Below are 14,049 nucleotides of genomic sequence, written 5' to 3'. Positions count from 1 at the left end.
CTGCGATGAAACCTCAGGGGCCGCCGATAACGCCTGCGGGGATGGCCGCATTGAAGGCGCGTTATGACCTGTTGCTCGGTACCGAACGCCCGGCGATTGTCGAAATCGTCAGCTGGGCTGCGGGCAATGGCGACCGCAGCGAGAACGGCGATTACTTGTATGGCCGCAAGAAAATGCGCGAGATCGACCGCGAACTGGCCTATCTCGCCCGCCGCATGAAGGCGCTGCGGGTGGTCGATCCCGCGGCGCAGGTCGATCGCAGCCGGGTTTTCTTTGGCGCAGCCGTGGAGATCGCGGACGAGGACGATAACCGTCAGACCGTCACCCTCGTGGGCGATGACGAACAGGATGCGGGCGCGGGGCTGATCGGCTGGAGCTCCCCGTTGGCCAAGGCGCTGCGCGGGGCCAGTGTCGGCGATCTGCGCGTGGTCACCCTGCCCTCTGGCAGCAAGGAATGGGAAGTGCTGGCAATCGGCTATGCATAGGCTTGCGATTCTCTGCGCCCTTGTCTGCCTTGCCGCGCCGCTCGCCGCGAAGGACAGCCTCGGCGTCTATGACAGCTGGGCGGCGTTCCGCGATGCCGATGCGGCGCGCTGTTATGCGATTGCCAAGCCGCGGGGGCAGGAAAAGGACGGGGCGTTTGCCTCGATCGGCAGCTGGCCGGCGCAGAAGATCCGCAATCAGGTGCATTTCCGCTTGTCGCGCGCGGTGCCAGCGAAAAGCGCCGTTCGCCTGCGGATCGGCTCCACCACCTTCCCCCTCGCCGCAAACGGGCGCGATGCCTGGGCCGAGGACGCGCGCGCGGATGCGGCGATCGTCGCAGCCCTGCGTTCGGCAAGCGCAATGCGCGTGAGCGGGAACGGGTTTTCGGACCGATATGATCTGGCAGGCGTGGCCACGGCAATCGATGCTGCAGTGGTAGGTTGCGCGCAGCGCAGATGACCCAACAAGGGAGCGGGTGCGCGCGGCGCTAGACGACTGGTCAAACCGCGAAGCTGCCACTATATGCCGCGCCACCCATGGCCGATACTGCACTCATGACCATTCCGGGCCTCAGCGACCCGGTGCCTGCCGCGCGCGACATCACGCCGCGTGCCGACGGACGCATTGACCTGATCGGCCTGCCCCGCCCGCGCATCCGCGAATTGTTCGCCGCCGCCGGGCTGGACGACAAGGCCGCCAAGCTGCGCGCCAAGCAGGTGTTCCACTGGCTCTACCACCGCGGCGTCACCGATTTCGAGGCGATGACCGACATTGCCAAGTCGATGCGCCCGTGGCTCAGCGAGCGGTTCGTGATCGGACGTCCGGAAATCGTCGAGGCCCAGCATTCCACCGACGGCACCCGCAAATGGCTGCTGCGCACCGCCGACGGGCACGATTACGAGATGGTGTTCATCCCCGACGAGACGCGCGGCACGCTGTGCGTCTCCAGTCAGGTCGGCTGCACATTGAACTGCACCTTCTGCCACACCGGCACGATGAAACTGGTGCGCAACCTCACCCCCGGCGAAATCGTCGGACAGGTAATGCTGGCGCGCGATGCGCTGGGCGAATGGCCCAAGGGCAGCATGGCAAGCATGGCCGATATCGTCGACGAGGATGACGAGGCGGGCCACTACACCGCCGATGGCCGCCTGCTCACCAACATCGTGATGATGGGCATGGGCGAGCCGCTATACAATTTCGATCACGTGCGGGACGCGCTCATCCTGGTGATGGACGGCGACGGGCTTTCGCTGTCGAAGCGCCGGATTACCCTGTCGACCAGCGGCGTCATCCCGATGATGGAACGCTGCGGCGAAGAAATCGGCGTCAACCTTGCGGTGAGCCTGCATGGCGTGCGCAAGGACGTGCGCGACGAGTTGGTGCCGCTTAACAAGAAATACGGCATCGAAGACCTGTTGCAGGCCTGTGCCGATTACCCCGGTGCCAGCAACGCGCGGCGCATCACGTTCGAATATGTGATGATCCGGGACAAGAACGACAGCGATGATGACGCGCGTGAACTGGTGCGGCTGCTGCGGCAGTACAACCTGCCGGCCAAGGTCAACCTGATCCCGTTCAACCCGTGGCCCGGCAGCGGCTATGAATGTTCCACTCCGGACCGTATCCGCGCCTTTTCCGAAATCGTGTTTCAGGGCGGGATTTCCGCGCCGGTGCGCACCCCACGCGGGCGCGACATCGATGCGGCTTGCGGGCAGCTGAAAACCGCGGCGGAAAAGAAAAGCCGCGCTGAGCGGGATCGCGAAGCCGCCGCCGCCGCGCTCGGCTAAGGTTGCACCCTGCGCAATTAAGCTCGGCCTGATTTTCGCACAGCCTGGCCCGCCAATCGGCAGGTCACTCACCCAGGTTACGTCATTCGTCGCGATTTTCCGGCTTTCTGTCCGTGATTTGGACATGGGCGCTTCGGATTTTCCCGTTGGCCCGCACAAGCCGATGAGGAGCGATCATGGCGGAAATTCCCGTAACGCATAAATCGAACAAGAGCTGGCTGTGGTTGCTGCTGGTGCTGCTGCTGCTGGCGCTGCTGATCTGGTGGCTGCTTGCCGATGATGACGAGGCCATCGAAACGACCGAGCCGGTCGCGATCGAGCAGACCGAGCCGATGATGACCGAACCAGCCGGTGTCATGACGATCGCCGCCATTCTGGAAAACCCGCAGACCTATTACGGACGCGATGGCTTTACCGCGGAAGTCGGCGTGGACGGGCCGCTTACCGATCGCGGTTTCTGGATCACCGACGATGCCGGCAACCGCATGTTTGCGCTGGTAATCGACGAGCCGCGCGAAGTGCCGATCGACATCAACCCCGGCCAGCGCCTGCGGATCACCGGCGGCACCGTGCGCAATCCGTCCGATACTAACGATATCCCGGGCGTGCCGCTCGACGATGATACCATCCGGACGATGCAGGACCAGCAGGCCGTGCTGGTGGTGAACGAGGACAATATCGAGATTCTCGAGGCGGCATGACACACCCGGGACAGGAGAGAGACATGAAGACCGACGATTATATCGACCTCGATGAACTGGACGATTACAAGCTGGAACACCGCAATCAGGATCTGCGCGGGCACAACCTCTACAGCCATGACGGCACCCGGCTCGGCACGGTTTCGCGAATGCTTGTCGATCCCGAGCGTGAGCATGTCGCCGCGCTGGTGCTGGACGACGGACGCGGCGTTCCGGTCAGCGATATCGAAATCAGGGATGGCGACGCCTATATCGATCCGGTCGAGGAAAGCCGCTACTTCACGCCGCGCAAACGCGAACGCGAAATGCCGCGCGGACCAGTGCGGGTGCGCCGCCACCGGACCTGATCCAGCGCCGACCTGATTGCAAACAGGAGATTGCACCGCGTCCTTATCACAGCGATAAGGGCGCGGTGGACCCTCAAACCCTCGCCTTCTACCAGGCCCGCGCGCCGCACTATGTGCTGAAACTGGGCCAATCCCACAGCTATCAACTCGATTCCTTCCTCGATCGCCTGCCACCGGGCGCGCGCGTGCTCGAACTGGGCTGCGGCGGCGGGCAGGATTCGGGCCGGATGGCTGAACGCGGGTTCAGCGTCGATGCGACCGACGGCACCCCGGCAATGGTCGCCAAGGCCAACAAACGGTTCGATCTGGGCGCGCGGGTAATGACGTTCCACGAGCTGGATGCCGACGCGGCGTATGACGCTGTGTGGGCGCACGCCAGCTTGCTGCATTGCCCACGCGCCGAACTTGCCGGCGTGCTGGCCCGGATCAACCGCGCCTTGCGTGCCGGCGGCTGGCATTTCGCCAGCTACAAGCTTGGCACCGACGAAGGGCGCGACAACCTTGGCCGGTTCTACAATTTTCCCGATGCCGACTGGCTCACCGCGCAATATGCAGCGATCACCGATTGGCAGATCGAGGACACCCGACAGTACATCTCCGGCGGGTTCGACAATATCGATCGGGACTGGATCGACATCATTGTGAGCAAGCCGTGATCCGCACCGTCGAAGCCGTCTGCACCGGCACCGCCCGCCCCTTCAACGGCGCGGAATTGAGCGCCTTTGCCAAGCGTCCGCGTGAAGGCGCAGTGCAGGTGCTGACCGATGGTCTCGCCCCGGATGAACAGGCCGACCGCAGCGTTCATGGCGGGCCGGAAATGGCGCTGCACCTTTACCCGCTCGATCATCATGCCTTCTGGCGCGAGGCAATCGGCAATTCCCCGTTGCTGGACGAGCCGGGCGCCTTCGGTTCGAACCTCGCGGTCAGCGGCCTTACCGAAGACATGGTGCATATCGGCGACCGCTTCCGCATCGGCCCCAAGGCAACCGGCGCGCTGATCGAAGTCAGCCAGCCCCGCCAGCCATGCTGGAAGATCGAACACCGCTTCGGCCAAAAGGGCATGGTCGCGGCCATCATCAGGACCGGACGCTGCGGCTGGTATTTCCGGGTGATCGAGCCGGGCGAAGTGGCGGCGGGAGATTCGCTCGAACGGGTGGCGCTTGGCGCTACCGAATGGAGTGTCGCGCGCGTGTTCCGTGCGCTGGTTGCGGGCAAAGCCACGCCGAATGAACTGACCGATCTTGCCGATCTCCCCCCGCTCAGCCCCAAATTGCGCGAAAGAGCGGCAGCCAAACGCGGTTAATCAACGCTCTATCGTGCGCAGAAGGCAGGTGAACAGAACCTGCTGCTTCCTGAAAGCATTGTTCATCCTGCGTTCGCCTTAGCTGAACGAAAAGGGGGTCGCTCCATCGGGGAGCCGCCACAAGGGAAACGACCATGAAACACCTTGCCCTCATCGCCGCCGCCGGATCGCTGGCAGCCTTTGCCGCCCCCGCGCAGGCTGCCGAACTGCCTGCCGCACCCTCGCCGATCTTCGCCAGCTTCCATGACAGCGCCCAGCCTTTCGCGCCCGTGGCTGCTTATGGCGATGACGATTGGGACGACCGGCGTGATCGTCGCCGCTGGCGCGGGCGTGACCGCGACCGCGATTGGGACGATGATGACCGTCGCTATCGCAATGATCGCCGCCTCAGCCGCAACGACCGCGTATGGCGCGGGCGTGACGGACGCTACCGCTGCCGCCGCGATGATGGCACCGTGGGTCTGGTGATCGGCGCAGTCGGCGGCGCACTGGCTGGCCGTGCAGTCGACACCCGCGGCGACCGCTCGCTGGGCACGATCCTCGGCGCAGTCGGCGGCGGTCTGCTGGGCCGCGAGATCGACCGGGGCGAATCCCGCTGCCGTTAATGTGTGATGCGGCAGGGCGGCATCCGGCTGAGCCGGACCTCGCCCTGCCGCTCACCACTTTTCCCGAATACAGCTTTCGGGCAGCCTGAACTTAGAAGCAGCCGACCCGAAAGGAACTGCCATGAAAAAGATCGCACTCATCTTCGCCGCCGGAGCCATGACCCTGCCCATGGCAGCGCCCGCACAGGCCGACCCTCCGCCGCACGCCAAGGCCTATGGCAAGCGCGCCAAGGAGGCCCGCATCTACGATGACCGTGGCCGGTATTTCGAACCGCGCCGCCTCGGCCGGGACGACCGCATCTGGCGCGATGGTGATCGCTATTACTGCCGCCGCGACAATGGCACCACGGGCCTTGTGATCGGGGCCGGGGTAGGCGCGCTGCTCGGCCGCACCATCGACACCCGCGGTGACCGCACCGTCGGCACGTTGCTCGGCGCGATCGGCGGCGGCCTGCTGGGCCGCGAGATCGACCGGGGCGATTTGCGCTGCCGCTGATCCGCGCTTTATCGCAGGCGCGCACGGTCTCTTGCGGATTGATGCGCGCCGCCGGCACTGGTAGCCACGCTGCCATGCCCGTTTTCGCAAAGCCTGCCCAATGACTCGCCCCGCAGTCCTCGTGACCGGCGGGGCGACCCGCATCGGCGGCGCTATCACCCGCGCCTTTGCTGCAGCAGGCTGGCATGTGGTGATCCACTACCGTTCGTCAGCGACGGAGGCAGACGAGCTTGCGGCCAGCCTGCCCTCGGCCGAGACAATCAGTTTCGACCTCACCGACGATGAAGCAGCCGTGGCAACCATCCGCGATCTGGCCAACCGGATCGGCGACTGGCGCTGCCTCGTCAATTCGGCGTCGGTGTTCGAGTATGACGGTGTAACCACGCTCGATCCGGCAACGTACCGGGAGGCGATGCAGGTCAACGCCCTTGCCCCCGCCCGGATTGCCCAGACCTATCTTGCCCACGCGGCGAGCGCCGCCACGCGTACAGTGATTCAGATCACAGACATGAAGCTGGCCAATCCCAACCCCGATTTCTTCAGCTACACCATGTCCAAGCACGCGCTGGCGGCGACCATCGCGATGCTGGCCAAGGGCGCGCAGTCACCGCAGGATCGCATCTATGGCCTTGCGCCAGGAGCCATCCTCGCCAGCCACGACCAGCGCGAGGAGGAAACCGAGCTTTCGCACCGCATGAACCTGCTCGGCCGCAAGACCGGGGCAGGCGAGATCGCGGATGCCGCGCTGTTCCTCGCGGGCGGCGCGCTGAAGAGCGGCGAGACGTTGTTCATCGACAGCGGCCAGCACCTGCTCGACCAGCCGCGCGACGTGATCTGGCTGGCGCGCGAACGCGCCGCTGCAGAGCGCACGGCATGAGGAGACACCTGCTTTCGACCCGCCTTTGGCATTGGGTGAATGCGGTCGCCATCGTGGTGCTGTTCATGTCCGGGTTGAACATCTCCAACGCCCACCGCTACCTTTATTGGGGCAATTACGGCTTCGATCCCGCGGACGCGTGGGCAAGGGTCGCGCGCTTTCCTGCGTGGGCCACGATCCCGCAACGCTATGATTTGGCGGAGGCGCGCGACTGGCACAATCTCGCCGTGTGGCCCTTTGCCGTCGGGCTGCTGCTGATCTGGATCGCGATGCTGGCGAACGGTCATTTCCGGCGCGACCTCGCCACCGGACGACGCGACTGGACGTCGCGCGCGTTCGTCGCCTCGCTGCGCGCCCACGCCGGGGGCGAACCTGCAGCGGGCGGTTACAATCCGGTGCAGAAGATCCTCTACGGCCTCGTCTTCGGCGTGCTGCTACCTGCGATGGTGCTGACCGGGCTGGCCATCAGCCCCGGCATCGAACCTGCCGTGCCATGGCTGGTCGAAGGGCTTGGCGGGCGACAGAGCGCGCGATCGCTGCATTTCATCGCCGCCTGGGGCATCTTCGGCTTTTTCGTCATCCACGTCGTGATGGCGCTGGCCGGGTGGCGGCTGATCGGGGAGATGATCACCGGCGGGCGCAAGACGGAGGACGCGGAGCATGGCTGACATCGGACGACGCGGGTTGCTCGCCGGGATCGCGGCGCTCGGCGTGGGCGCGTGCTCAAAAATGGCGGACAGCGACACGGCCCGCAGCATTTTCAACGCCGCCGAAGACTGGCACCGCGCCGCGCACCGCACGCTGGCGGGCAGGCAAAACCTCGCGCCCGAATACGCACCCGAGGACCGCTCGCCCAGCTTTCGCGGGAACGGGTCGCTGACGGTCGATAGCGATTTCTACCGCCAGCAACTTGGCCAGGGCTTTCCCGATTGGCGGCTGATGGTCGGCGGGCTGGTCGAACGACCGCTGGCGCTCAGCCTCACAGACATTCGCGCCCTGCCCCAGCGCACCCAGATCACCCGCCACGATTGCGTCGAAGGCTGGAGCGCGATCGGCGAATGGACCGGGCCGCAGCTCGGCACGCTGCTGGATGCGGCAAAGGTGCGCGAACAGGCGAATTTCATCGTCCTGCGCTGCGCCGATACGCTGTATGGCCGCGAATATTACGAGAGCATCGACATGGTCGATGCCTATCACCCGCAGACGATCATCGCCCACGCGCTGAACGGGGAACCCCTGCCCGAAAAGAACGGCGCGCCCTTGCGCGCCCGGATCGAGCGGCAGTTGGGATACAAGCACGCCAAGTTTCTCACCGGCATCGAAGCGGTCGCCAGCCTCGACGACATCGGCGCGGGCAAAGGCGGCTTCTGGGAGGATTTCGCGGGCTATCAATGGTATGCAGGGATCTGAGCCTGCGGTCTGATCGGCCGCGCCATGGAACACTGCGGCCCGCATGGAGTTGACGCCGGTTTCGACGCTATGCCACCCCGGTCACTGCGCTGGCCCGGTCACTGCGCTGGATTGCCACTTTGCGGGGCGAGCGACACCGGGTAACCTCCTGGCAGGCAAACACGAAAGGAGACGCATGAGCAAGGCACTCCTCGACCGCTTTCTCTCGCGCGCTGTCCGGCAAGGGCGGCTCGGCATTGTCTTCGCCGATGGCAGCGCCGATACCTATGGAACCGCCGCGCCGGGCTTCCCCGACATCGTCCTGCGCTTCACCGACGACCGCGTGCCGCGCGACATCGTGATGGACCCGCGACTGGGCGCGGCCGAGGCTTTCATCGATGGGCGCTTGCTAATCGAGGAAGGCGACGTGATGGGCCTCGCCACTCTGCTGCGCGCCAACAATGCCTGGGACAAGGGCGGCGACATCGGGCGGCCCAATCCTCTGAAGCGGCTGATCAACCGGGCAAGCTTTGCCGCGGAACAGGTCAACAACCGGCTCGGCGCGAAGCAGAATGTCGCGCATCATTATGACATCGGCAATGATCTGTACGCGCTGATGCTGGATGATGAGCACTGGCAGTATTCCTGCGCATACTGGCCCGCGGAGGACATGACGCTAGGCGAAGCACAAGGCGCGAAGCTAGCGCATATCGCCGCGAAACTGGCGCTCTCGCCCGGGCAGCAGGTGCTCGATATCGGCTGCGGCTGGGGCGGGATGGCGATCCATCTGGCGACGCACCACGATGTGCACGTCACCGGCATCACCTTGTCCGAGGAACAGGCCGCCCTCGCCCGTAAGCGCGTCGCCGCCGCCGGGGTCGCGGACAAAGTCGACATCGTGCTGCAGGATTACCGCGACACCGCGGCTTCGGGCCGCAAGTTCGACCGGATCGTATCGGTCGGGATGTTCGAACATGTCGGGCGCGCGCAGTTCGAAACCTTCTTCGAAGCTTGCGCCAACCTGCTGGAAGATGACGGAGTGATGCTGCTCCACACCATCGGGCGCATGGGGCGTCCGGGCACCACCGATGCCTTCACCCGCAAGTACATCTTCCCCGGCGGATATATCCCGGCGCTGTCGGAGACGCTGGCGGCGTCCGAGAAGTTCCGTCTGATCGCCGCCGATGTCGAAACGCTGCGGCTGCATTATGCCCGCACGATCCGCCAGTGGTACGCTAACTGCATGGCCAATCGCGACGCGATCGTCGCGCTCCACGACGAGCGGTTCTTCCGGATGTGGACGTTCTATCTCGCAGGCGCGGCGACGGTGTTCGAGCATGGCAGCATGTGCAATTATCAGATCCAGTACATCCGCAGCCGCCACGCCCTGCCGATCACCCGCGATTACCTGCTTACCGGCAAGGGCGAGGAAGGGGGCTAACCGGCTTCGGGCAAGCCTGGCCGGTTGCGCGGGCGATAGACCGGGCCGAACCCCATCAGCGCTGCGCCCACCAGCGGCAGCGCCACCACCCACCAGCGGACTCCGGATATGCCTTCCGGACTGGCGATAGTCAGTCCCGCCGTCGCGCCCAGCCCGGCGCAGATCGCCAGCACGCCCAGCACCACCCGCAGCCGCGGCACGGTGCGCCCGCCGCGGATCGGGCCGAAGCTGCGTTCATGCCGCGCGAAGAACGCGATCATCGGCAGCAGCGCGAGCACGTAGATCGCGATCCACATCGGGCGCGAAGCCCACCATGCGCCGGTGCCGGGAACCGAATCCAGACCCGCGCCGCCCAGCAACAGCCACACGAGTGCCATCACCAGCACGAAGGCGGTGAGGTGCCACAGATAGATCGTCATGATCATCCCGTTCATCAGCACGGTCGCCGTCCAGATGCCGAGATTGTCCAGCATCCTGCGCCCCAGCGGCTCCAGCGCCAGCACCAGCCCGACCTGCACCATGCCGAGTGCAAACAGGGCCAGCGTCGGCGGCAGCGAATTGGAAAAGCCGCCCGGCGCAGACACCATCGACACCGGATAGAAGCCATAAACGGTGATCGCGATCAGAATGCAAAGCGACACGGCGAACCACGCCAGCGCGAACACACGGTTGTCGAACTTCCCGGCGCGCCACGCAAAACCCAGCTGGTGGACCGCCAGAAACACCCACAGGAAGTTGGTGAAATTGACGTAGGGAACCCCGGCAGTGAAGGTCAGCCAGTCGGTCAGCATCGCGGCGGGGATGAACACGGCAAAGCTCGCCCACCCGAACCGCTGCCACGCACGGTGCGCAATCGGCGTGCAAGCCGTAACCAGCAGATAGACCGCAAGGAACCACACCGGGATCAGCGCCGCCTCTGTTGCCATGCGGATCTGGTCGCGCGGCAGCCCGATCTGGGTCATCGTCACCGCGAGCGCCGTCCACAGCAGCAGCACCGGGAACGTCGGCGTGATCAGGCGCTGCACCCGGTTCGCCAGCCAGTCGCGATACACGCCCGCCTGCCCCGGCGCGGCATTGCGGGTGATCACCTGCCAGCTGACGCTGTTCGAATAACCGCCCACCAGAAAGAACACCGGCATGACCTGAAAACCCCAGGTCAACCAGTGCGTCCACGAAGCGACGCTGAGCAGATCGCCGCGTTGCAGTGCGCCAGCCTCGTCGACATACAGCCCGGCCATCAGCCAGTGGCCCATGACCACCGCCATGATCGACACGGCGCGCAGGAAATCGACCCAGCGGTTCCGCTCGGGCGGGGTCAGCTCCGCCAGTTCGCGCGCCTTGCTCCACATCGTCAGCATCATGTCCCCCGCGTCAGTGATAATGCCATAAGCCCAGACCCTTGGCATGCAAGTCTGACCAAAGCATTGATGCACGCCCAGCCGCCTGCTAACGCGCGCCGCGTTCATCCATCAAGGAAATCCTCCATGTCCAATCCCAAACGCGTCGTCCTCGCCTATTCCGGCGGGCTCGATACCAGCGTCATCGCCAAGTGGCTGAGCGTTGAGCGCGGGCTGGAAGTGGTGACCTTCACCGCCGATCTGGGACAAGGCGAGGAAATCGAGCCCGCGCGCGCCAAGGCGCAGGCGATGGGCATTCCCGACAATCACATTTTCATCGAAGACCTGCGCGAAGAATTCGTGCGCGATTTCGTGTTCCCGATGATGCGCGCCAACGCCCGCTATGAAGGCGACTACCTGCTCGGCACCTCGATCGCCCGCCCGCTGATTTCGAAGCGGCTGGTGGAAATCGCACACGAAACCGGCGCGGATTTCATCGCCCACGGCGCGACCGGCAAGGGCAATGATCAGGTGCGGTTCGAACTCAGCGCCTACGCGCTCGATCCTGATATCAAGGTAATCGCTCCGTGGCGCGAATGGGATCTGACCAGCCGCACCGCGCTGATCGCCTGGGCCGAAGCGCACCAGATCAACGTTCCGAAGGACAAGCGCGGCGACAGCCCGTTTTCGACCGACGCGAACCTGTTGCACACCTCGTCCGAAGGCAAAGTGCTGGAGGATCCGTGGGAGGAAACCCCCGATTACGTCTATTCGCGCACGGTCAATCCCGAGGATGCGCCGGACACGCCCGAATACATCACCGTGGATTTCGAGCACGGTGACGGTGTGGCATTGAACGGTGAGGCGATGTCGCCAGCCACACTGCTGACCGCGCTAAATGAATTGGGCCGCAAGCACGGCATCGGGCGGCTCGATCTGGTCGAGAACCGGTTTGTCGGGATGAAATCGCGCGGGATGTACGAAACGCCGGGCGGCGAAATCTACGCCCGCGCGCACCGGGGCATCGAACAGATCACGCTGGATCGCGGCGCGGCGCACCTCAAGGACGAGCTGATGCCGCGCTATGCCGAACTGATCTATAACGGCTTCTGGTTCAGCCCCGAGCGTGAGATGCTGCAGGCGGCAGTCGATCACAGCCAGGACAAGGTCACCGGCACAGTGCGGCTGAAGCTGTACAAGGGGCTGGCGAGCGTGGTCGGGCGCAAATCGCCGCACTCGCTCTATTCCGAAGCGCACGTGACGTTCGAGGACGACGCGGGCGCTTACGATCAGAAGGACGCGGAAGGCTTTATCAAGCTGAACGGGCTGCGCCTGCGGTTGCTGGCACGGCGCGACCGCAACGCCTGAAGCGGCGGCATCGGCGAGTCGCCGCGGGGCCGATCTGTGTTGCGCCACCAAAAATGACAATCGGACGGCGTTTTCTTGCCGTCCCGCCAGTATCGTCGCTGCGAATGCGACGAAGCGTTGAATTATCCACTCTCGTCCACAGGCGATCCGGGCAGAAGTGGATAACTCACCCCTGAAAATCTTGCCAGATCGCCGGTTGAGGCGCAATTTCAACTTGTCTTCGGGAGACAAACCAACCGGAACGGAAGGCCGCAAGGCCTTGAAGTTCTGAAGGTTTAGACCCCAAGGATGGCGGTGGCACTTGTCCACGCGCTCGTCGAGAGGTGGCATGCGGAAGGCTTCGGCCAAATGCAAGCCGGCTCGTTCGAGACGGGAGCGAAGCTGAGCCACCGGACAGGCTGGGAAACTGGCCGGATCGGGTGATGGAGGGGGGCGCAAGTCCCGTTCCGCCGCAAGCCTGGAACGGCAAGTTACACAGTCTCGGCCAAGCGAATGCGCAAGGCAGCGGATGTCGGGGGCTTCGGGCTCCGAATGACGCAGCCGGGCATGAGCGAAAGCCGGATGCCGGTGCGAGCGCCGGTGAGCAATCTCGGCACGCGACGTCGCAAGACCGAATGTGCAGGGGCCAGACATCGGGCGCCAAGTACGCCCCGCAGCAACCACGATGGAAGGTTCGCCGGACATCGTCAGAGCAAGGGGTGGCCACGCGCTGGTGAGAGTGGGGTCGGCAGCAATGCCGGCCCCATTTGCATTGCCCTCCCCGCCTTTCCCCAACCATCACCAACTCCGCGACTCGGGCGCGATCCGATCGCGGCACCCTCCTGATCGGTCGCCCCAAGGGCATCCCGCCGCATTTCCCGCGCAATCTGGCGACGAACCGAAGTCCTGGCGCGGCGAAGCGTTGGCGCGGGTTGCCTTGGGTAAGTTTCGCCACCTACAGCCCCGCGTCATGCAGACGGGAACACGCACATCCGGCACCACATCACGCGGCGGTTTGACCCTCGCGGTGAGCGCCCTGCTGATCGCCATCGCGCCGTTTGCCGCGTCAATGGCCGCCACGCCGGCCGACATCGCGCAGCCGGTCGAGCCCGCCGCCGCGCCCGAGATGATGCCGCTCGGCGACGCCAGCCTGCCCCTCCCCGCCGAGGCCGAGCCCGCTCCGCCCGCCGTCACCAGTATCGGCAGCGGCAGCGCATCATACTACGCCAGCAAGTTCCACGGCCGCCGCACCGCCAGCGGCGAGGCGTTCGACAATGGCGCGATGACAGCGGCGCACCGCACCCTGCCCTTCGGCAGCCTTGTCCGCGTCACCAACCCGGCCAGCGGCAAGAGCGTGACCGTGCGGATCAACGATCGCGGCCCGTTCAGCCGCGGCCGCGTGATCGATGTCAGCCGCGCCGCCGCCGAGGAACTCGGCCTTGTCAGCCGCGGTCACGCCACAGTCGAACTCGCGCTGATCGAGGACTAGCCCCCCCTTCCCCGCGCGTCACGGCGATAGCCCGTTCCCGGCAACGGGAGGCTTACATCCCCGGCATCGTCACCCCGGCGCTCGCGCCGCAGCTGCGCGCGATGCCTTCCACCTTGGATCGGTCCGCGCCCAGCATATCGGTCATCTCCAGCCCCGCGTCCGCCAGCCTGTCGATCAGGCAGGTGCACAGTGCCGCCCCCTTGGACGGATCGGGCGCCATCCGGCCGAACTGCCGCTCGCACTTCGCGACCGAGGCCGCCCGGATATCCTCGGGCGATTGCGGCCCGCAGGCCCCCAGCATCGCCAGCGCCGCCACCATTCCGCCCGTTTGCCACGATCTCATTCCGCAACCCCCGATTGTCCCGCCGCATGATCGGCCGGACCGCGATGCTACATCAGGGCATCCGCGAGAGCCAGAGCCGCTCCATTTCGCGGCGGCGGGCG

At 65.3% G+C, this 14,049-nt stretch carries 17 protein-coding genes; 15 read left to right on the top strand and 2 right to left on the bottom strand.

Annotation, left to right across the window (positions count from 1 at the left end):
- The first annotated feature begins 5 nt into the window (after positions 1–5).
- From Q0L48_RS00495 to Q0L48_RS00435, 13 genes are all read left to right on the top strand, one after another.
- The gene (locus Q0L48_RS00495; RefSeq protein WP_296716078.1) at positions 6–485 is read left to right on the top strand and encodes a GreA/GreB family elongation factor; all 480 of its coding nucleotides are present in this window, start codon (positions 6–8) and stop codon (positions 483–485) included.
- Positions 478–942 carry a hypothetical protein gene (locus tag Q0L48_RS00490; RefSeq protein ID WP_296716076.1) on the top strand — a complete coding sequence of 155 codons (465 nt, stop codon included), beginning with the start codon at positions 478–480 and terminating at the stop codon, positions 940–942. The genes Q0L48_RS00495 and Q0L48_RS00490 overlap by 8 nt, the downstream gene beginning before the upstream one ends.
- 77 nt (positions 943–1,019) lie before the next feature.
- On the top strand, positions 1,020–2,273 hold the full coding sequence (gene rlmN, locus Q0L48_RS00485) for a 23S rRNA (adenine(2503)-C(2))-methyltransferase RlmN (RefSeq protein WP_296716074.1): 1,254 nt from the start codon (positions 1,020–1,022) through the stop codon (positions 2,271–2,273).
- 176 nt (positions 2,274–2,449) lie between these two features.
- The gene (locus Q0L48_RS00480; protein WP_296716073.1) at positions 2,450–2,974 is read left to right on the top strand and encodes a hypothetical protein; all 525 of its coding nucleotides are present in this window, start codon (positions 2,450–2,452) and stop codon (positions 2,972–2,974) included.
- A 23-nt stretch (positions 2,975–2,997) separates the two neighbouring features.
- Positions 2,998–3,321 carry a PRC-barrel domain-containing protein gene (locus Q0L48_RS00475; protein WP_296716071.1) on the top strand — a complete coding sequence of 108 codons (324 nt, stop codon included), beginning with the start codon at positions 2,998–3,000 and terminating at the stop codon, positions 3,319–3,321.
- 65 nt (positions 3,322–3,386) lie between these two features.
- Positions 3,387–3,977, top strand: a complete 591-nt coding sequence (locus tag Q0L48_RS00470; protein ID WP_296716069.1) for a bifunctional 2-polyprenyl-6-hydroxyphenol methylase/3-demethylubiquinol 3-O-methyltransferase UbiG — start codon at positions 3,387–3,389, stop codon at positions 3,975–3,977.
- Positions 3,974–4,624: an MOSC domain-containing protein gene (locus Q0L48_RS00465; protein WP_296716067.1), complete on the top strand. Its 651-nt coding sequence runs from the start codon at positions 3,974–3,976 to the stop codon at positions 4,622–4,624. Before Q0L48_RS00470 ends, Q0L48_RS00465 begins: the two co-directional genes overlap by 4 nt.
- A 134-nt stretch (positions 4,625–4,758) precedes the next feature.
- Positions 4,759–5,229: a glycine zipper 2TM domain-containing protein gene (locus Q0L48_RS00460; RefSeq protein WP_296716066.1), complete on the top strand. Its 471-nt coding sequence runs from the start codon at positions 4,759–4,761 to the stop codon at positions 5,227–5,229.
- A 121-nt stretch (positions 5,230–5,350) separates the two neighbouring features.
- Entirely contained in the window at positions 5,351–5,725 is a 375-nt protein-coding gene (locus Q0L48_RS00455; protein WP_296716064.1) for a glycine zipper 2TM domain-containing protein, read from the top strand.
- 100 nt (positions 5,726–5,825) lie between these two features.
- A complete protein-coding gene (locus Q0L48_RS00450) occupies positions 5,826–6,602 on the top strand; it encodes an SDR family oxidoreductase (protein WP_296716062.1) in 777 nt (258 codons plus the stop codon).
- The gene (locus Q0L48_RS00445; protein ID WP_296716060.1) at positions 6,599–7,270 is read left to right on the top strand and encodes a cytochrome b/b6 domain-containing protein; all 672 of its coding nucleotides are present in this window, start codon (positions 6,599–6,601) and stop codon (positions 7,268–7,270) included. The genes Q0L48_RS00450 and Q0L48_RS00445 overlap by 4 nt, the downstream gene beginning before the upstream one ends.
- On the top strand, positions 7,263–8,012 hold the full coding sequence (locus Q0L48_RS00440) for a molybdopterin-dependent oxidoreductase (RefSeq protein ID WP_296716059.1): 750 nt from the start codon (positions 7,263–7,265) through the stop codon (positions 8,010–8,012). Before Q0L48_RS00445 ends, Q0L48_RS00440 begins: the two co-directional genes overlap by 8 nt.
- A 175-nt stretch (positions 8,013–8,187) precedes the next feature.
- Positions 8,188–9,432: a cyclopropane-fatty-acyl-phospholipid synthase family protein gene (locus Q0L48_RS00435; RefSeq protein ID WP_296716056.1), complete on the top strand. Its 1,245-nt coding sequence runs from the start codon at positions 8,188–8,190 to the stop codon at positions 9,430–9,432.
- On the opposite strand, the gene Q0L48_RS00430 is transcribed toward Q0L48_RS00435, so the two are convergent.
- The gene (locus tag Q0L48_RS00430) at positions 9,429–10,793 is read right to left on the bottom strand and encodes an acyltransferase (protein WP_296716055.1); all 1,365 of its coding nucleotides are present in this window, start codon (positions 10,791–10,793) and stop codon (positions 9,429–9,431) included. The genes Q0L48_RS00435 and Q0L48_RS00430 overlap by 4 nt on opposite strands.
- A 123-nt stretch (positions 10,794–10,916) precedes the next feature.
- Between Q0L48_RS00430 and Q0L48_RS00425 the strand changes: the two genes are divergently transcribed.
- Positions 10,917–12,137: an argininosuccinate synthase gene (locus tag Q0L48_RS00425; protein WP_296716053.1), complete on the top strand. Its 1,221-nt coding sequence runs from the start codon at positions 10,917–10,919 to the stop codon at positions 12,135–12,137.
- Positions 12,138–13,086: 949 nt separating this feature from the next.
- A complete protein-coding gene (locus tag Q0L48_RS00420; RefSeq protein WP_296716051.1) occupies positions 13,087–13,605 on the top strand; it encodes a septal ring lytic transglycosylase RlpA family protein in 519 nt (172 codons plus the stop codon).
- 52 nt (positions 13,606–13,657) lie between these two features.
- Here Q0L48_RS00420 and Q0L48_RS00415 read toward each other — a convergent pair whose 3' ends face one another.
- Complete coding sequence (locus Q0L48_RS00415) at positions 13,658–13,948, bottom strand: hypothetical protein (protein WP_296716050.1); 291 nt, start codon at positions 13,946–13,948, stop codon at positions 13,658–13,660.
- Between the last annotated feature and the right edge of the window lie 101 nt (positions 13,949–14,049).

Origin of the sequence: Erythrobacter sp., assembly GCF_024305245.1 — a bacterium.
GTDB lineage: Bacteria > Pseudomonadota > Alphaproteobacteria > Sphingomonadales > Sphingomonadaceae > Erythrobacter.
Note: the sequence above shows the minus strand (reverse complement) of the source record. Positions and strands in the feature narration are given on the sequence as shown.

Excerpts from the sequence above, each read along its gene's own strand:
- rlmN (WP_296716074.1), top strand. The coding sequence starts at position 1,020 with ATGGCCGATACTGCACTCATGACCATTCCGGGCCTCAGCGACCCGGTG.
- Q0L48_RS00430 (WP_296716055.1), bottom strand. The coding sequence starts at position 10,793 with ATGATGCTGACGATGTGGAGCAAGGCGCGCGAACTGGCGGAGCTGACC.
- Q0L48_RS00455 (WP_296716064.1), top strand. The coding sequence starts at position 5,351 with ATGAAAAAGATCGCACTCATCTTCGCCGCCGGAGCCATGACCCTGCCC.
- Q0L48_RS00475 (WP_296716071.1), top strand. The coding sequence starts at position 2,998 with ATGAAGACCGACGATTATATCGACCTCGATGAACTGGACGATTACAAG.
- Q0L48_RS00435 (WP_296716056.1), top strand. The coding sequence starts at position 8,188 with ATGAGCAAGGCACTCCTCGACCGCTTTCTCTCGCGCGCTGTCCGGCAA.
- Q0L48_RS00495 (WP_296716078.1), top strand. The coding sequence starts at position 6 with ATGAAACCTCAGGGGCCGCCGATAACGCCTGCGGGGATGGCCGCATTG.
- Q0L48_RS00440 (WP_296716059.1), top strand. The coding sequence starts at position 7,263 with ATGGCTGACATCGGACGACGCGGGTTGCTCGCCGGGATCGCGGCGCTC.
- Q0L48_RS00425 (WP_296716053.1), top strand. The coding sequence starts at position 10,917 with ATGTCCAATCCCAAACGCGTCGTCCTCGCCTATTCCGGCGGGCTCGAT.
- Q0L48_RS00420 (WP_296716051.1), top strand. The coding sequence starts at position 13,087 with ATGCAGACGGGAACACGCACATCCGGCACCACATCACGCGGCGGTTTG.
- Q0L48_RS00450 (WP_296716062.1), top strand. The coding sequence starts at position 5,826 with ATGACTCGCCCCGCAGTCCTCGTGACCGGCGGGGCGACCCGCATCGGC.
- Q0L48_RS00415 (WP_296716050.1), bottom strand. The coding sequence starts at position 13,948 with ATGAGATCGTGGCAAACGGGCGGAATGGTGGCGGCGCTGGCGATGCTG.
- Q0L48_RS00490 (WP_296716076.1), top strand. The coding sequence starts at position 478 with ATGCATAGGCTTGCGATTCTCTGCGCCCTTGTCTGCCTTGCCGCGCCG.
- Q0L48_RS00460 (WP_296716066.1), top strand. The coding sequence starts at position 4,759 with ATGAAACACCTTGCCCTCATCGCCGCCGCCGGATCGCTGGCAGCCTTT.
- Q0L48_RS00445 (WP_296716060.1), top strand. The coding sequence starts at position 6,599 with ATGAGGAGACACCTGCTTTCGACCCGCCTTTGGCATTGGGTGAATGCG.
- Q0L48_RS00480 (WP_296716073.1), top strand. The coding sequence starts at position 2,450 with ATGGCGGAAATTCCCGTAACGCATAAATCGAACAAGAGCTGGCTGTGG.